Source organism: Nannocystis punicea, from assembly GCF_026965555.1.
Taxonomy (GTDB): Bacteria; Myxococcota_A; Polyangia; order Nannocystales; family Nannocystaceae; genus Nannocystis; species Nannocystis punicea.
This window is the reverse complement of record NZ_CP114040.1, coordinates 11,940,780-11,956,043: the sequence shown is the minus strand read 5'-3', so window position 1 is coordinate 11,956,043 and position 15,264 is coordinate 11,940,780. Positions and strand designations below refer to the sequence as shown.

General features: G+C 72.4%; 10 protein-coding genes. 6 read left to right on the top strand and 4 right to left on the bottom strand.

Going from position 1 to position 15,264, the window contains the following annotated elements; translation table 11 throughout:
• Positions 1–514 precede the first annotated feature (514 nt).
• Positions 515–2,449 carry a sulfatase-like hydrolase/transferase gene (locus O0S08_RS45935; protein ID WP_269035866.1) on the top strand — a complete coding sequence of 645 codons (1,935 nt, stop codon included), beginning with the start codon at positions 515–517 and terminating at the stop codon, positions 2,447–2,449.
• Between the two features lie 68 nt (positions 2,450–2,517).
• On the opposite strand, the gene O0S08_RS45930 is transcribed toward O0S08_RS45935, so the two are convergent.
• Together O0S08_RS45930 and O0S08_RS45925 are read right to left on the bottom strand one after the other, a co-directional pair.
• Entirely contained in the window at positions 2,518–3,768 is a 1,251-nt protein-coding gene (locus O0S08_RS45930; RefSeq protein WP_269035865.1) for a PQQ-binding-like beta-propeller repeat protein, read from the bottom strand.
• Positions 3,769–3,866: 98 nt separating this feature from the next.
• The gene (locus tag O0S08_RS45925; RefSeq protein WP_269035864.1) at positions 3,867–4,670 is read right to left on the bottom strand and encodes a pentapeptide repeat-containing protein; all 804 of its coding nucleotides are present in this window, start codon (positions 4,668–4,670) and stop codon (positions 3,867–3,869) included.
• A 203-nt stretch (positions 4,671–4,873) separates the two neighbouring features.
• On the opposite strand from O0S08_RS45925, the gene O0S08_RS45920 reads away from it, so the two are divergent.
• Both O0S08_RS45920 and O0S08_RS45915 read left to right on the top strand, forming a co-directional pair.
• A complete protein-coding gene (locus O0S08_RS45920; protein WP_269035863.1) occupies positions 4,874–5,224 on the top strand; it encodes an ArsR/SmtB family transcription factor in 351 nt (116 codons plus the stop codon).
• A gap of 100 nt (positions 5,225–5,324) precedes the next feature.
• Complete coding sequence (locus O0S08_RS45915; protein WP_269035862.1) at positions 5,325–6,284, top strand: SRPBCC family protein; 960 nt, start codon at positions 5,325–5,327, stop codon at positions 6,282–6,284.
• A gap of 677 nt (positions 6,285–6,961) precedes the next feature.
• On the opposite strand, the gene O0S08_RS45910 is transcribed toward O0S08_RS45915, so the two are convergent.
• A complete protein-coding gene (locus tag O0S08_RS45910) occupies positions 6,962–9,817 on the bottom strand; it encodes a serine/threonine-protein kinase (RefSeq protein ID WP_269035861.1) in 2,856 nt (951 codons plus the stop codon).
• 176 nt (positions 9,818–9,993) lie between these two features.
• On the opposite strand from O0S08_RS45910, the gene O0S08_RS45905 reads away from it, so the two are divergent.
• Together O0S08_RS45905 and O0S08_RS45900 are read left to right on the top strand one after the other, a co-directional pair.
• Positions 9,994–11,979 (top strand): serine hydrolase domain-containing protein, encoded by a 1,986-nt coding sequence (locus O0S08_RS45905; protein WP_269035860.1) that lies wholly within the window; start codon positions 9,994–9,996, stop codon positions 11,977–11,979.
• Positions 11,976–12,809 (top strand): ATP-grasp domain-containing protein, encoded by an 834-nt coding sequence (locus tag O0S08_RS45900; RefSeq protein ID WP_269035859.1) that lies wholly within the window; start codon positions 11,976–11,978, stop codon positions 12,807–12,809. Before O0S08_RS45905 ends, O0S08_RS45900 begins: the two co-directional genes overlap by 4 nt.
• Before the next feature lie 48 nt (positions 12,810–12,857).
• Here O0S08_RS45900 and O0S08_RS45895 read toward each other — a convergent pair whose 3' ends face one another.
• Positions 12,858–13,670 (bottom strand): hypothetical protein, encoded by an 813-nt coding sequence (locus tag O0S08_RS45895; protein WP_269035858.1) that lies wholly within the window; start codon positions 13,668–13,670, stop codon positions 12,858–12,860.
• A gap of 708 nt (positions 13,671–14,378) precedes the next feature.
• Between O0S08_RS45895 and O0S08_RS45890 the strand changes: the two genes are divergently transcribed.
• Positions 14,379–15,257, top strand: coding sequence for an ADYC domain-containing protein (locus O0S08_RS45890; protein WP_269035857.1), 879 nt, complete (start codon positions 14,379–14,381; stop codon positions 15,255–15,257).
• Positions 15,258–15,264: the final 7 nt, after the last annotated feature.

Below are 15,264 nucleotides of genomic sequence, written 5' to 3'. Positions count from 1 at the left end.
CGGCGATTCTCGCGGGGCCGGTGTCCGGGGCGCCCTGTCCCTTCAGACAGGTCCTCGGACTTCGTGATGGCTGGCGTGCTTCGCGGCGGCAATTGCCTCGTCCTGCGGAACTCAGGGCCAGAGCGCCCCGGCCCCCGTCCTCGGGAGGCTTCTTGGGAAGAAAACAGTCGGCTCCGCCGAGATCCGGGGCCCGGACGCGCCTGAACGCGAGGCCCTCGCCCGCGACGAGGAGTCCCGGCTCGCAGTCGAGGCGAACGCGGCGCCGCGATGCCGGCGGGAACCCGCGCAGGAGCGGCGATCCTGGGCATGCATCGTGGAACCACTCGCTGCTCGACTCGCATCGTACGGTGAACCCGACGAGTCCCGGCTCGCACGCAGGTCGATGTCGGCGCCGCGATGCATGCGCAAGATCGCGGATGGGTTCTCGCGGCCTCCCGTTCGCGGCTCACCAGCAGGCCCGTACGCTGCTCGCTAGCTACCGGCGCGAGCGGCCGCGTGTATAGTCGCCCGCCTCGTGGCCGTCGCGCGACCTCTGAGCCCCGCCGCGGCGATCGTCCTCGCCTGGGCCGGCCTCGCGCTCGTCAACGCCGGCTGCATCGCCGCGCGCGGCCTGCCCAACGCGGGCCTGCGCGTGCGCGCCTTGACCCACCTGTTCGACGCCGGCCAGCTGCTGTTCCTCGGCCTCGTCTGCGCCCTCGCGGTGTCGGCGTGGCAGCGGTTCGCGCCGCCGCGCCGGCTCGCACCGCTGGCGCTTGGCCTCGTCGCGATCGTCCTGGCCGTGGCGTTCCTCGCGGCCGACCTCGACAACTTCGCCCTGCGCCTCGTCGGTAGCGAGCGCGCCGCGATCGTCAGCGTCCTCCTGGCCGTCGCGCTGGCCCAGGCCGTCGCGCTGGCGTACCTCGTCGGCCGGCGAATGGCCCGACCGCGCATTCGCTGGCTGGCGGTGACGACCGCCGTGATCGCGGCCATTGTCAACACCCGGATCTTGCCGCTCGACTACCCGGGGGTGCACGCATTCCTCGCCTGGGCCGCGGCCACCCTCGCCGCGGCCGCCCTCGCCGGCGCGCCCACGCCGTGGCGACTGCAGGCCGCGTCGCGCCGCGTCGCAGTCGCTGTCCTCGCGATCCTCTCCGTCACGACGATCGCCGTCGACCCGGGCAACGCGGTGCGCGTCGAACTGACGCGCCTCGATTCGGCGCTCCTCGCCGCCCACGTCCCCCCGTGGCGGGCCGAGGTCGACAATTCGCAATACGGCCACATCCCGATCCCCGACGAGCTCGCCCCGTGGTTCGCCTGGAGCGCCGACGCTCCGCCGGTCGCCGCCACCGAGCCGCCGCTCCTGCCGCCCGACGCGATCGTCCTGTTCTTCACCCTCGACTCGATGCGCAGCGAGGTGCTGCAGAACCCGGCCAACCGCGAGCTGCTGCCGACGCTGCACCGCTGGCGCGACGCCGGCTTCTACGTCCCGCGCGCGATCAGCCCCTCGACCGTCACCCGCTTCACCCTCGCCAGCCTGTTCACCGGCCTCGAGGTGCCGCAGCTGCGGTGGGCCCGCGACAGCGCGACCCAGGGCTCGCTCGTGAAGGAGGAGCGGCCGCGCGTCGCCGATCTGCTGACCGCGCGCGGCGTCACCACCGTCCACGTCATCAGTCAGTTCGAGCTCGTCAATCACGTCAACAAGATCGGCCGCGGCTTCTCCGAGGAGATCGAGGTGCCGATCCGCCCCGGCGACCGCCTGGCCTACGCGCCCGCGGTGATGGACGCGATCCTCACCCGCCTGCAGCAGCACGGCGACGGCCCGCTGTTCCTCTTCACCCACTTCATGGACGCCCACCACCCGTTCGACTCGGGCGACCGCAGGGGCCGCGTCTACGCGCGCCACGTGTCCGAGCTGGCCAACATCGACCGCGAGCTCGCCCGCCTCGACGCCTGGCTCGGCGAGGCCGGCCTGTGGTCGCGCACGCTCGTCGTCGTCAGCGCCGACCACGGCCAGGCGTTCGGCCTGCACGGGGTGCAGCACCACGGCGGCCCGCCCTACGAGGAGCAGTGCCGCGTCCCCCTCATCGCGGTGAGCCCCGCCGTGCCCGCGCGCGCGAGCCCGTGCGACCTCCCGCTGCTCGACCTCTCACCCACCTTCCTCGACCTGTTCGGCGTCGAGGCCCCGGGCTGGTTCGTCGGCCGCTCGCTGGTGCCCGCGCTCCGCGGCGAGCCGCCGGTGTGCGGCCGCCCCGTGCTCAGCACCACCTGGGACGTGTTCGCCCTGCTCCTGCCCGACGGCCTCAAGATCCTCGACAACCGCCGCAAGCGGACCCTCGAGGTCTACGACCTGCACGCCGACCCCCGCGAGACGCAGAACCTGTGCGACGACGACCCCGCCGGCTGCGACGCCCGCGTCGGCCTGCTGCGCCGCTACCTCGAGCTGCACGCCGCGCTCCCGGCCCCGCGCTGACCCATGGGACATGTCATGAAAGACACGTTCCATGGGTCACGGTCCCCGGCACGTGAATCGGCGCCGCCTCACTCGAGCGAGTACTTGCGCAGCCACATCTCGTAGTAGCCGTCCACCTGCGTGTCGCCGACGACGACCATGAAGCCGGGCCCGAACGCGCCGCCGTTGGCGCTCTCGTTCTGGTACTCCTCGTCGCTGAATTCGAACGGGACCTGCAACAGGCCGCTGCCGTCGCCCGCCATGCAGCGGACCGACGGGATCGTCTTGTCGAGGTAGTCGGTGGAGGTCGTGCCGACGAGGAGGATCCGCTCGGCGGCGTCGACCTTGACGTCGTAGACGGCCTCGATGCGCGAACTGTCGGCGAACAGGGTGCTCCAGGCCTCCGCCCCGTCGATCCCGTTGCGCCTGAGCGCGGCGGCCTCTGCCCCCTCGCCCTCCGTCAAATGCTCGCCGGCGAGGATCCACTCGCCGGCGGCGCCGATCGGCTCGACGTCGAGCCAGAAACCTGCGATCGCGTCCTCGACGGTGAACGACTCGACCGCCCCGTCGCCGTCGAGCTGGAGGACGAACGGACGGGCGGTGGCCTCGGGACCGAGGGCCGCGCGCCCGACCGCGAGGACCTTGTCGCCGGCCACGGCGACCTCGGGCGAGTCGATCTGGGTGATCGTCCCGACGTGCTCGGTCTTCCACACTGCCTCGCCCGTCGCGAGGTCGTGGCGGCGGACCACCAGGGTGTCGACGCCGGCGACGCCGGCCGAGAACAGCGAGCCCTTGCCGAGCCCCAGGCCGCCGATGCTGGCGGCGTACGTCGGGGCCATCCCCTCCTCGCTGAAGCTCCACAGCTCCTCGCCGTCGGGCGAGAGGGCGCGGACCATCGCGCCGCCGGGGGTCTCGCGGCCGCCGATGAAGATCCGCCCGGTCTCGTCGACGACGAGGTCGGCGGGGGTGACCAGCTCGCCGGAGAGAGCGGTGCGCCACACCTCGGTGCCCTCGGGATCGGTCACGATGACGGTCGGCTGGTCGTCCACGTCGGCGAGGACGACGATGCGCCCCGCCCCGTCGACCGCGACGCCGAGCGCCCTGGTGCCCAGGGGGCCGTCCTGGTGCCATTCGAGCACGCCGTCACCGCAGGCCGAGGGGCCCGGCTCCCCCGTCGTCGGGCCGGTGGTCGGCTCCTCCGAGGTGGTGCCGGCCGTGGTCGTCGAGGTGTCGGTGTCCGTGGCCCACGTGTCGGTGACGAAGAGCGGGCTCTCGATGCCACAGGCGAGGAGGGCCGACGAGAACAGGAGAGCGGAGCAGAGAGAGCGGTGATGAGCCATGGCTGCGTTCCTCGGCGACGGAGTAACCGGAGGCCGCGGAAAAATTGCGGGCGAAGCAGCGATCCCATTCATGGGCCCCGGCCCCCTGCCGATCGCACTCAGGCGCGGAGGTTCCGCAGCGCGAACAGCCGCTCCAGCACCACCGCGCGCTCGCCCGCGGGGATGCGCGCGAGCAGGCTCTCGTCGACGATCTCCCCGTACTTCGAGCCGGCCACGAAGGCCGCCACGGAGCGCAGCTCTTCGAGGCCGGCGCGCGACAGGACCGGCGCCAACGCGTCGACCGTGGCCAGGAACGCGCGGGGGTAGGCGACGAAGTTGCTCGCGGTGTCGGGCAGGCGGAGGTCGAGGTCGGGCCCGTCGAGCAGGGCCGAATCGGCGATCGTGCAGCCGCGCAGGTCGACGCGGGCGGCGGTGCAGCCGGTGAAATTCACGGTCCGCAGCGCGCCGGTGAAGCTCGAGTCGACGAGGGTGCACCGCTGAAAATTGGTGCGGACGATCTCGCAGCGAGTGAACGTCGCGCCGTGGAGCGAGCACTCCGAGAGCTCCGCGCTGGCGAGGGTGCAATCGACGAACGCGCAGTCGCGAAACGTGCAGCGCGAGAAGGCGTTGAACAGCCGCCGGCTGCACGAGGTCCGCTCGAAGGTGCAATCGACGAAGCTCGAGCGCGCGGCGTTGATGCCGTCGAGGTCGCAGTCGACGAACACGCAGCTGCGGAACACCGGCCGGGTCCAGAACGAGCCGAGCAGCGGCGCCGCGAAGTCCACCCGCTCGAACCTCAGGCGGTGATTGTCGCGGAGCGGCCAGACCGAGCGCGAGTCGAGCACCACCTGCTCGACGCGGGCGAAGCCGTCGCGGTCACGAGGAGCGGCCTCGATCCGCCGCGCGAGCTCCTTCGGGTGCATGGGATCCGCCCGGGCCGAAGGTCGCAGCTCGCGACGCGCCGCGTCAAGCTCGCCCGCGAGGCGTCCCGGCCCCCGACGGCGCTCCGTCGGCGGACTCGAACGGTTCGCGAAAATTCGCCCGACCCTCCCGTAGAGCGCTTGACAGCCGCCGATACGGCCAGTAGTTAACCGACAAGTTTCTTAACCGGACGGTTCACAAAGCGATGCGAGCCAGCGACCTCGACGCCACCTTCGCCGCCCTCGCCGACCCGACGCGCCGGGCGATCCTCGCCCGCCTCGCGCACGGGGAGGCCTCCGTGTCGGAGCTGGCCGCTCCGTTCGCCATGAGCTTGCCGGCCATCTCGAAGCACCTGCGGGTGCTGCAGCGGGCCGGCCTCATCAGCCGCGGGCGCAACGCCCAGCAGCGGCCGTGTCGGCTCGAGGCCGCGCCGCTGCGGGCCGTGGCCGAGTTCACCGAGCACTACCGCCGGTTCTGGGACGAGAGCTTCGACCGCCTCGACGACTACCTGCGCGAGCTGCAGGCCGACGAGAAGAAGCCGCGGCGCAAGCACTGACGCCGCTCGCATCGACGAATGTACATACCGGGCCCTTCGGCCCGGCCCCCCGAATATTGTCCACACGCCGCACGGATCGCAACGACGACAAGGAGAACGTATGTCCGCGGATTTGCCACGACCCCCCGAGCCTGCCAGCGATCGCGAGCTGGTGATCAACCGTCTGTTCGCCGCCCCGCGCGAGCTGGTGTTCAAGACCTGGACCGAGCCGCACCACGTCGTGCGCTGGTGGGGCCCGCGCGGCTTCACCACCACCATCCGCGAGATGGACGTGCGCCCCGGCGGCGTGTGGCGCTACGTCATGCACGGGCCCGACGGCGTCGATTACGCCAACCGGATCCGCTACCGCGAGGTCGTCGCGCCCGAGCGCCTCGTCTACGACCACGACGGCGACAGCGACGACGACCCGCGCGGCTTCCACGTCACAGTCGACTTCCACGCCCGCGGCGAGCAGACCGAGGTCGTCATGCGCATGCGGTTCGCCTCCGCCGCGGCGCGCGACCAGGCGGTCGAGCACGCCGGCGCCGGCGCCACCTCGACCTTCGATCGCCTGCGCGAGCTGCTGGACGACATGGCGGTCGAGTTCGTCATCACGCGGCAGTTCGACGCCCCGCGTGAGCTCGTCTATCGCGCCCTCACCGAGGCCGAGCGGCTGGCGCAGTGGTGGGGCCCGAGAGGCTTCGAGATGCGGTCCAAGCGGCTCGACCTGCGCCCCGGCGGTCACTACCACTATTGCATGCGGGCGGCCGACGGCCACGAGATGTGGGGCAAGTTCACCTACGTGGAGATCGATCCGCCGGCCCGCCTGGTGTTCCTCAATTCGTTCGCCGACGCCGAGGGCAACATCGTGCGCCCGCCCTTCGACGACGACTGGCCCCTCGAGATCCTGCACACGCTGACGCTCACCGAGCAGGGCGGCAAGACGACCGTAAACTTGCGCGGCGTCCCGCACAACGCGACCCCCGCCCAGCGCGCGACCTTCCTCGCCGGCCACAAGTCGCTGGACGGCGGCTACTCCAGCAGCCTCGATCAGCTCGCGCTCCACCTGGCGAACGGGTGAATTTTTAGAAAACATGTCCCTCGGGACAGGCCATGGAAGGCATGTTCCGGGAGATAGTCCCCGCGCGACCGACCCGGCCCCGATCGGGCGAGTCGCGCGCGCGGGGAGCGGCTCGCCGACATGGCCTATCCTAGCGGCCTCGACCCGCTCGCGCTCCACCTGGCGAACGGGTGAATTTTTTAAAAAAGAAAGAATGTCTCTCGGGACATGCCATGGAAGGCATGTTCCGGGAGACAGTCCCCGCGCGACCGACCCGGCCCCGATCGGGCGAGTCGCGCGCGCGGGGAGCGGCTCGCCGACATGGCCTATCCTAGCGGCCTCGACCCGCTCGCGCTCCACCTGGCGAACGGGTGAATTTCTAAAAAAAAGAATGTCTCTCGGGACATGCCATGGAAGGCATGTTCCGAGAGACAGTCCCCGCGCGACCGACCCGGCCCCGATCGGGCGAGTCGCGCAGCGCCTCGGCGGCCAGCCGCGCGCGGGGAGCGGTTTGATGGCATGGGCTATCGGGCATGTTCTTGGAGGACATTCGGTGCGGTGCCGGCCTGGCCTCGATCGAGCGCAGCAGCTCGGCACCGGCGGTCGAATCGCGCGGCGCCTCGCTCGCACCGATCGACTCGTCGTGCGATCGGCGGGCTTTTTGACATGCCCTTCAGGTCATGTCCTGAGGGTCTTCTTCAATGGGTCGCGCGCCAGGTCTCGATCGCGCGCAGCAGCTCGGCGTCGGCGGGTGAGCCACGCAGCGCCTCGGCGGCCACCGCTGCTTCGCCGCGGGCGCGGATTTGGCTCTCGGGCCACAGCGCGCGGGCCATGTCGAAGTGGGCGGCGGCGACGCGCGCGGGGGCCAGCGGTCGCGGAGGGGGAGGCAGCGTCGCGGCCCGGCCCAGCGCGGTCACTGCGGCGGCTCGCTCGCCGCGGGCCAGCTGCACGTGGCCGAGCGCGCGCAGGATCGCCGCCAGCTTGGGGTCCTCGGGGCCGAGGCGCTGCTCGCTCAACTCGAGCGCGCGCGCGTAGTGACTCGCGGCGATCTCGAGCTGCGCGCGGGCCTCCGCCAGGCGGCCGCGATCGACCTGCAGCGTCTCGAACTTAGGGTGGCCCGCGGGCAGGTGAGCGTTCCAGATCGCCTCGGCGCGGCTCAGCTCGCGCTCCGCGGTCTCGAGGTCGCCGGCCTCGCGGGCCGCGTCGGCGAGGTTGCGGTGGGCGCTGGCGACGATGTCGTGGTCGTCGCCGTAGGCGGCCTGGCGGATCCGCAGCGCCTCACGGAACAGGCGGCGGGCCGCGTCGTGGTGATGCTGTTCGACCGCGAGGTTGCCGAGGCCCGTCAGGGTCTCGGCCACGTCCGGGTGGTCGGGTCCGAGGATCCGCACGCGGATCGCCAGCGCCTCGCGCAGGGCCGACTCGGCCTCCGCGTGGCGCTGCAGGTCGGCGAACGCCTCGCCGATCTGCGACAGCGAGAACGCGGTGCGCGGGTGGTCGCGGCCGAACGCGCGCAGGCGGATCGAGAGCCCGCGCTGGAACAGCGCCAGCGCCTCCTGGGCGCGCCCCAGGTCGAGCAGGGCCGCGCCGCGGTTGTTGAGCGGCACCACCACGCTCGGGTGCGACTCGCCGAACGCCGCGCGCAAGATCTCCTCGTCGCGCTCGAACGCCTGCATCGCCTCGTCGACGCGGCCGAGGTCGCGGAGGGCGATCCCGCGGAGCAAGTGGACGCGCGCCAGCTCGAACGCGTCGGGGCCCAGGGCCCGCTGCAGCGTCGCCAGCGCCCGTTCGAGGGCCACCAGCGCCTCGGCCGGGCGACCGGCGTCGCTCAGCGCTTCGCCGCGCCGCAGCTCGAGCTGGGCCTGCGGGACCTCGCCGAGCTGGCCGCGCTGCAGCGCGTCCTCGGCGTGGTCGAGCCACTCCTCGGCGACGGCGAAGCGGGCCCGCCGCGACGCCACCTCGGCCAGGGCGATCGCGGCGCGGAAGCCCAGCTCGTCGTCGCCGCGGCGGATCGCGCCGTGGAAGGCCGGGTGGAGGTCGTCCGCCGCCAGGTCGAGCTGCAGGCCGGCGAGCGCCGCGCGGCCGCGCCAGTAGTGGGCTTCGTCCTTCAGGACAGGGTCCAAGAGACCTGTTCCATCGGACATGACCGATTGTGCGATCGCCAGCGCGCGGGCGTCGTCGCCGGCGGCCAGCTGGGCGCTCACCGCGGCCAGCTTGGCCTGCAGCGGCGCGGCCTCGCGGCTCGGAGCGCGGGCCTCGTCGGCGCGCGGCTGCATGCAGCGGTCGGGCCGGGGCAGCTCGCGCACGGCCGGCAGGGCCCGCTCGGCCGCGGTCGGGTCGGCCAGCACTGCGAGCAGCGCCTCGAGCTCGCGCAGGCGATCGCGCAGGCAGGCGCCGCGGCGGTCGAGCAGCTCGCTCGAGGCCTCGTGGCGGATGTGGGTGGCGACGCAGGCCTGCTCGGCGGTGCGGGCCCAGCGGGCCGCGTAGTCGTCGAGCTCGCCGGCCAGCGCGGCCGCCGACGCGCGCGCGTAGGGCAGCGGACTGCGGGCGAAGCTCGCCAGCAGGGCGTCGCGCCTCACGGGGCCATAGACCTCGCCGACCCCCGCCGCGGCCGCGCGGCAGTCGATCGGCGGCGGCTGGACCAGGGCAGTGCCGGCGGCGACGGCCACGAGCAGCGCGGTCAGCCCGGCGACGAGCTTGTGATTGCGGTAGGGGTCGCGCGAGAGGGCGGACAGCAGCGCGGTGAAGTCGGGGTGACGCGCGCCCGGATCGATCTGCAAGCCTCGCAAGGCGGCGCGGCGGATCGCCGCGGGCACGCGATCGTGCGCCGGCGCGGCCGGCCGACCGCGCAGCAAGGCCCCGCGGATCTGCTCGACCGTGGCGCCGGGGAACGGTCGCTCGCCGTAGAGCGCCTCCCACAGGGTCACGCAATAGCTGAACTGATCGCTGCGCGCGTCGGTCGGCGTGCCGAGGAATTGCTCGGGCGACATGTACGCGGGCGTGCCGACGAAGCCGCCGTCCTGGGTGAGGAGCAGGCTGCTCACGCGCATGTCGCCGAGGGCGTCGAGCTCGGCCTGGCGGTCGATCGGCGCGGCCAGGCTGAAGTCGAGGACGCGGGCGCGGCCGTCCTCGCCGACGACGATGTTGTCGGGCTTGATGTCGCGGTGGACCACGCCGCTGGCGTGCGCCGCCTGCAGGCCCGCGCCGACTTGCAGGAACACCGCCAGCACGGCTCGCCAGTCGCGCGGCGCGTCGCGCAGCCACTCGCGCAGGGTGCGGCCGTGGACCAATTCCATGGCGATGAAGATCCCGCCCTCGACCGGGCCGACCTCGTAGACCTGGACCACGTTCGGGTGCGACAGGCGGGCGAGCGCCTGGGCCTCGCGCTCGAGGCGGGAGGTGCCGAGCTCGTGCTCGCCGGGGTACTTGTCGCTGAGGACCTTGATCGCCACCTGGCGGTCGAGCTTGGCGTCGTACGCGGCGTAGACGACCCCCATCGCGCCTGCGCCGAGCTCCCGCAGGACGACGAAGCGGCCGATCCGCGACGGCGCGAGCAAAGCCTCGACAGTGTCGCCGCCGGCTGCAGGCGCGACAAGGGTCCCCGAGCGCGTCGGCGCGCCGGCTGCTGCGCTCGCTGTGGCGCGTGGACCAGCGTTCACCTGCGAGGCGAGGCCGGACGTCGACGTCGTCTCGGCCGTGCATCGACCTGCGCGAGCCCTGTTACACTGCCGCCGTGAACCATGCTTCGCTCCTGACGGCGGACCTCCGCGCGCGGCAGGTGAGGCGGCGCTCGCTCGCCGTCCTCCTGCTCGTCCTCATCGTCCTCGGCGCCGCGATGGGCGGCCCGGTCGAGCCCGCTGGCGAGGTGCTCGACGAGACGGCGCTGATGCAGGCGACGACCGCCGCGCCGCCGATCGAGGTCGAGGCGCCGCCGACGCTCGAGCAGCTGCAGGCCCGCGTCGCCGCCGTGCTCGCGCGAGAGGGCGTCCCCGGCGTCGGCCTGGCCCTCGTCGACCGCGAAGGCGTGCGCTGGGCCGGCGGCGTCGGCGTCGCCGACCGCAGCACCGGGGCGCCCGTCGGCCCCGACACTCAGTTCCGCGTCGCCTCGATCACCAAGAGCTTCGTCGCGCTCGGCGTCATGCGTCTGGTCGAGCAGGGCCGCCTCGACCTCGACCGACCGCTGCGCGAGCTCACCCCGGACGTCGCGCTGACGAACGATTGGGACGCGACCTCGCCGATCACCCTCGCGCACGCGCTCGAGCACACCGCGGGCTTCGACGAGATGCGCTACAACGAGTACTTCAGCCCGGAGGACGGCGTGGTGCCGCGCGACGCGCTGGCGATCAACCCGCGCTCGCGCGTCGCTCGCTGGCGGCCCGGCAGCCGCGGGTCGTACTCGAACCCCGGCTACACGATCGCCGGCCACGCCATCGAGCTCGCCACCGGCGAATCGTACGAGACCTTCCTCGAGCGCGAGGTATTGCGGCCGCTCGGCATGCCGACGGCCCGCTTTCGTCGCACCCGCGAATACGCGGATCGCCTGGCCACCGGCTATCACGAGCCCGGTCGCCCGGCCGATTTTCGCCCGATCTACCACGCCCCCGCCGGCGCCCTGCTGGCCTCGCCGCGCGAGCTCGGCCAGCTGGTCCACTTCTGGCTGCGCCGCGGCGACACCGGCGGCCCGGCGATCGTCGGCCGCGAATCCATCGCGCGCATCGAGCGGACCGAGACGCTGCAGTATCGCCTCGCCGACAACAATTACGGCCTCGGCAATTACGGCGATGTGCTCCACCCCGCGCGCGGCCGCGGCCACGACGGCGGCCTGCCGGGCTTTTTGTCGTGCTACCGCTATTTCCCCGAGCTCGGGGTGGGCTACGTCATGCTGCTGAACAGCACGCATTCGCTGCAGGCGTACCTCGAGATCCGCGCGCTGCTGTTCGCGTACCTCACGGGCGGGCGCACCGCCCTGCCGCCGCCGGCCGTCGATCCCGACCCCGCGGAGATCGGCGGGCTCACCGGCTTTTACGCGCACGCCAACCCGCGCGTGCAATGGTTCGGGTTCATCGAGCGGGCGCTCCTGGGGATCTCCGTCCGCCCCGACCCCGCGGGGATCGACGTCGAGATGCTCACCGGGGGCCGCGCGCAGCTGGTCCCGACCGGCGACGGCGGCTTCCGTCACTGGCGCGAGAGCGGCACCAGCATCCGTTTCGCCCGCGGCGACGACGGCCGGCGGATCCTCGTCGGCGGCCTGGCCTACTTCGAGGAGGCCTCGTACGCGTACGCGCGGACCCGCCTGCTCGCGCTGCAGGCGGCGATCTTCCTGCTCCAGCTGGCCCCGGCGTGGGCGCTCGGCTGGGCGCTCCTGGCCCTCTTTCGCCGCGTGCGGGGCCGTGCGATCGCCAGCGGTGAATTCGCCCTGCACGCCTGGCCGGCCGCCGCGGGGCTCACGGGGGTCCTGCTGCCGCTGCTGCTCGTGCACGTGGCCCGGGCCGAGGCGTACGGGACGGCCAACGTGCTCAGCGTCGGCCTGTGCGCGGGTACCGTGCTGTTCGCCGGCTGCTCGGCCGCGGCGGTCGCCGAGGTCGTGCGCGCCGGGGTGGCCCGCACGGTGCCGCTGGGGCTGCGCCTGGTCCCGAGCGCCGCGGCGCTCGCCAGCTTCGGCATGACCCTCTACTTGATGTTCCACGGCATCATCGGCCTGCGGCTGTGGGCGCTGTGAAGCCGACGATTTTGGTCGTCAACGGCGAGCGCGACTGGGGCGAGTGGTTCGCCCGGGTCGGCGACGTCGCGGTCGAGCGGCGCACCCTGCAGAGCACCTCGTGGCTGCTGCGCGACGGGGCGCTGCGGGTCTACGACGCCGACGGGGTCGTGTGCCCCGACGCGATCCTGTGGCGGGTCGGAGCGATCCGGATGATCCCGCGCTATCGCAGCGTCGTCGAGCTGATGCGCCTCGCCGACGTCCCGGCCGTCAATTCCGGCGACTGCATCGGCCGCTGCTTCGACCGCCTCGGCTGCGCCGCCGAGATGAAGGCCGCGGGCCTGCCGATCGTGCTGCCCAACGCCGCGGTCGGCGACGGCATCGTCGCCAAGATCGCCATGCCTGCGCCGTTCGTCGTCAAGGCCGGCAATCACCACGCCGGCCTCGGCAAGACCCTCGTCGACGACGACGCGCGCTGGCCCGAGCTCGCGGGTCTGTTGTTCGCGGTCGACGACGCGATCGCCGCCGAGCCCTACGTCCCGCACGTCCGCGACATCCGCTGCCTGATCGTCGGCGACGACATCTGGGCGATGGTCCGCGAGGGCCGCGGCTGGCGGGCCAACGTCGACACCCGCAAGCACGCGCTCATCGACCCGCCGGCGCGGCTGGCCGCGTGGACCCGCCGCGCCCGCGACCACCTGCGGGCCGACGTCCTCGGCCTCGACTTCCTCGAGCGGGCCGACGGCAGCCACGTGCTGCTCGAGTGCAACGACAGCCCGGGCCTGTCGGGCTTCCCCGAGCAGGTCCGGCTGCAGGTCGCCGAATCGATGCTGCGACGATTGCGGTCCTAGCATTCGCCGTGCGGGCGCCGGTCGGGCGCCGCCGACGAATGGCGCGTCCTACTCGCACAGCTGATTCTTCGGGATGCAGCCGTCCCACTCGCCGCAGTGGCAGTCGAAGCCGGCCTGGCAGGGGCCGCACGACGGCGTCGGCGGCGGCTCGCAGTAGCCCTTGACGTTGTTGAGCTGCCAGGTCGAGTAGTAGTTGCTGGCCGCGTAGGCGTAGGACTCGCAGGCGGAGGTGGCGCTGGTCAGGTACGAGTGCGAGCCGCAGCCGACCGAGATGCCGGTCTTGGGGCCGCAGCTGTGGGTCGTGGTGACGACGCCGCAGGTCGCGTACGTATAGGTGTAGATCGTCTCGGTGATGCTGTTGCAGGCGTTGTTGTAGATCACCGACGCGTCGGCCTTGACGCTGTTGCAGGCGGCCCCGCTGGCCAGCGCGAAGTGGGTCAGCTGCGCCTCGCAGCGGAACGACGGCTCGTCCGCGCTCGGGGCCACGATCTCCGCGTTCTCGATGTCGACGATGAGCGCGCGGATCTCCGTCAGCCGCGCCTTCGCCTCCTCCGTGCCCTCGGCCTCGGCTGCGAGCGCCAGGTGCTCCTCGGCCGCGTGCAGGCTGGCCAGGCCGTGCAGCTTGCCCGGCTCGCCGACGCCGACGAACTCCTCCTGGCCGTCGGCGCCGGTGCGGCTCCACAGGCCCTCCTCTTGCTCGACCCACCCGTCGCCGAGGCCGAGCTCCGCGGGCGTGCGCAGGGTCTGCTGCGACTCGGGGCTGGCGCCGTCGTCGGGCGCGTCGCAGGCGGTCAGCGCCAGGGCCGACGCGGCGGTGCAGAGGAAGGAGAGGGCGAAGAAGTTACGAATGTGCTTGTACATGTGGACCTTCGTGATGGTTCGCGGGTGATCGGGCGGCTGCGGGCGAACGAGGCCCCGGCGCGCGGCCGAATGGCCGTGCGAGATCGGCGTGCGAATGCCCGCTGTGCCCTTGCGGGCCTCGTTCATGCCGGAATCGCGAGCGTCCGGCTTCAGAAGGGTGTTCCTCGGGCGCGTCGATTCCTGACACCCGCGCGTCGGCTTTTTTGCGGGCGCCTCGCGGCGGCGGTTCGGCGGTGAATCGGGCGTTCCCGGGCCACCACGACAGCCGCGTCGCGGCCTGCGGCCTCACGGCGGCCGCGACGAGCCGCGTCGGACTGCTTTCGGACCTCGGCCTCTCGGTCCACGATCGTCGCGGCGCGCAATCACATGTCCTCGGGGACACGTCGTCGGTTCACCGCAGGGCCGCCGCTCGGGTTCGAGCGTCCCGGCGGTCGCGCGAGTCCGCGGCGACGTCGCTCACGCGGGATGTTCGGCAGGAGCATCACCCACACGCGACTCCAGGTCGGACTGCGAGGGTGGCGCACTCGCCGGTGCCACCAAACCCCGGCTTTGGCGGGCTCGCGGCTGTGCCCGATCGCGACGTTGTCCAGCCGCCGGAATGATTCGAGTCGGTGGCTCGGGCCCATCTTGATACCGGCGAGGTCTGAATTGATGCGCGTGCGACGAGCGGTCACGTTGGGGCTGGTAGCGGCGACGATGGCGTGTGATGTGGACGACATCCCGTGGGCGGACGAGCCCGACGAGGTGAGCGTCCGCGAGCTCGAGAGCAACGGATTCCGACTCAACGGATTCCGGCTCAACGGCTTTCGCCTGAACGGGTTCCGCCTGAACGGGTTTCGTCTCAACGGCGACTCGGCGAGCGGTAGTTACATCGACCTCGAGGCGTTTCAGCTGCAGCAGGGCTGGACCGTGACGCACGCATGGCTGGAGGGCAGCGAGCTGCGGGTCCAGACGTCGCTCGGGACGACGCTCGTCGGGACCCAGCTGGTCGGCGCCGTCTTGCACTTCGGGCTGGTCGAGGGCGCGCCGAAGAAGCGCAAGGTGAAGATCGTCGGGGCCGCGCAGCAGACCTCGGGCTTGTGGCTGTACGATCTTCAGATCAAGGACGACGTCGGGGCGTGGGAGCCGCTGTGCGTCAACTCGTCGGGAAACGCGACGCAGGTGATCCTGGTCGACGCGGTGTGGGACCCGGCGACGGGCGGCCGGATCCCGGCGGAGAGTGGGCTCGTGACTCTGGCCTGTCGCGACGCCGCGATCGGCAAGTGCGCGGAGTGGGGTTATCACCCGTGGGAGCTGGCGGACCACCACCAGGCGTGCACGCGGATGGTCCGCGCCGATTATTGCGGGGACGGGACGGCGCACACGGTCGACGGGGTGACGATCCACGTGCTCGACGAGGTCGGGGTCGAGGAGCCGGCGGCGAACGTCACGTACGCGGTGGAGGCCGAGTGGGGGCCGGACGGGGCGACCTGCCTCGACGCCGCGCACACGCGGCTCGTCGGCACCACTGCGGCGTGCGAGCTGGCGGGCTGCGGCGAGCCGTTCGCCTCGGGCGGGCTGATCCAGTCGGGGATCACGGTGCCCTGAATCGCGG

Coding starts and splice junctions, on each gene's coding strand:
- O0S08_RS45930 (WP_269035865.1), bottom strand. CDS start 3,768: ATGGCTCATCACCGCTCTCTCTGCTCCGCTCTCCTGTTCTCGTCGGCC.
- O0S08_RS45925 (WP_269035864.1), bottom strand. CDS start 4,670: ATGCACCCGAAGGAGCTCGCGCGGCGGATCGAGGCCGCTCCTCGTGAC.
- O0S08_RS45920 (WP_269035863.1), top strand. CDS start 4,874: ATGCGAGCCAGCGACCTCGACGCCACCTTCGCCGCCCTCGCCGACCCG.
- O0S08_RS45915 (WP_269035862.1), top strand. CDS start 5,325: ATGTCCGCGGATTTGCCACGACCCCCCGAGCCTGCCAGCGATCGCGAG.
- O0S08_RS45895 (WP_269035858.1), bottom strand. CDS start 13,670: ATGTACAAGCACATTCGTAACTTCTTCGCCCTCTCCTTCCTCTGCACC.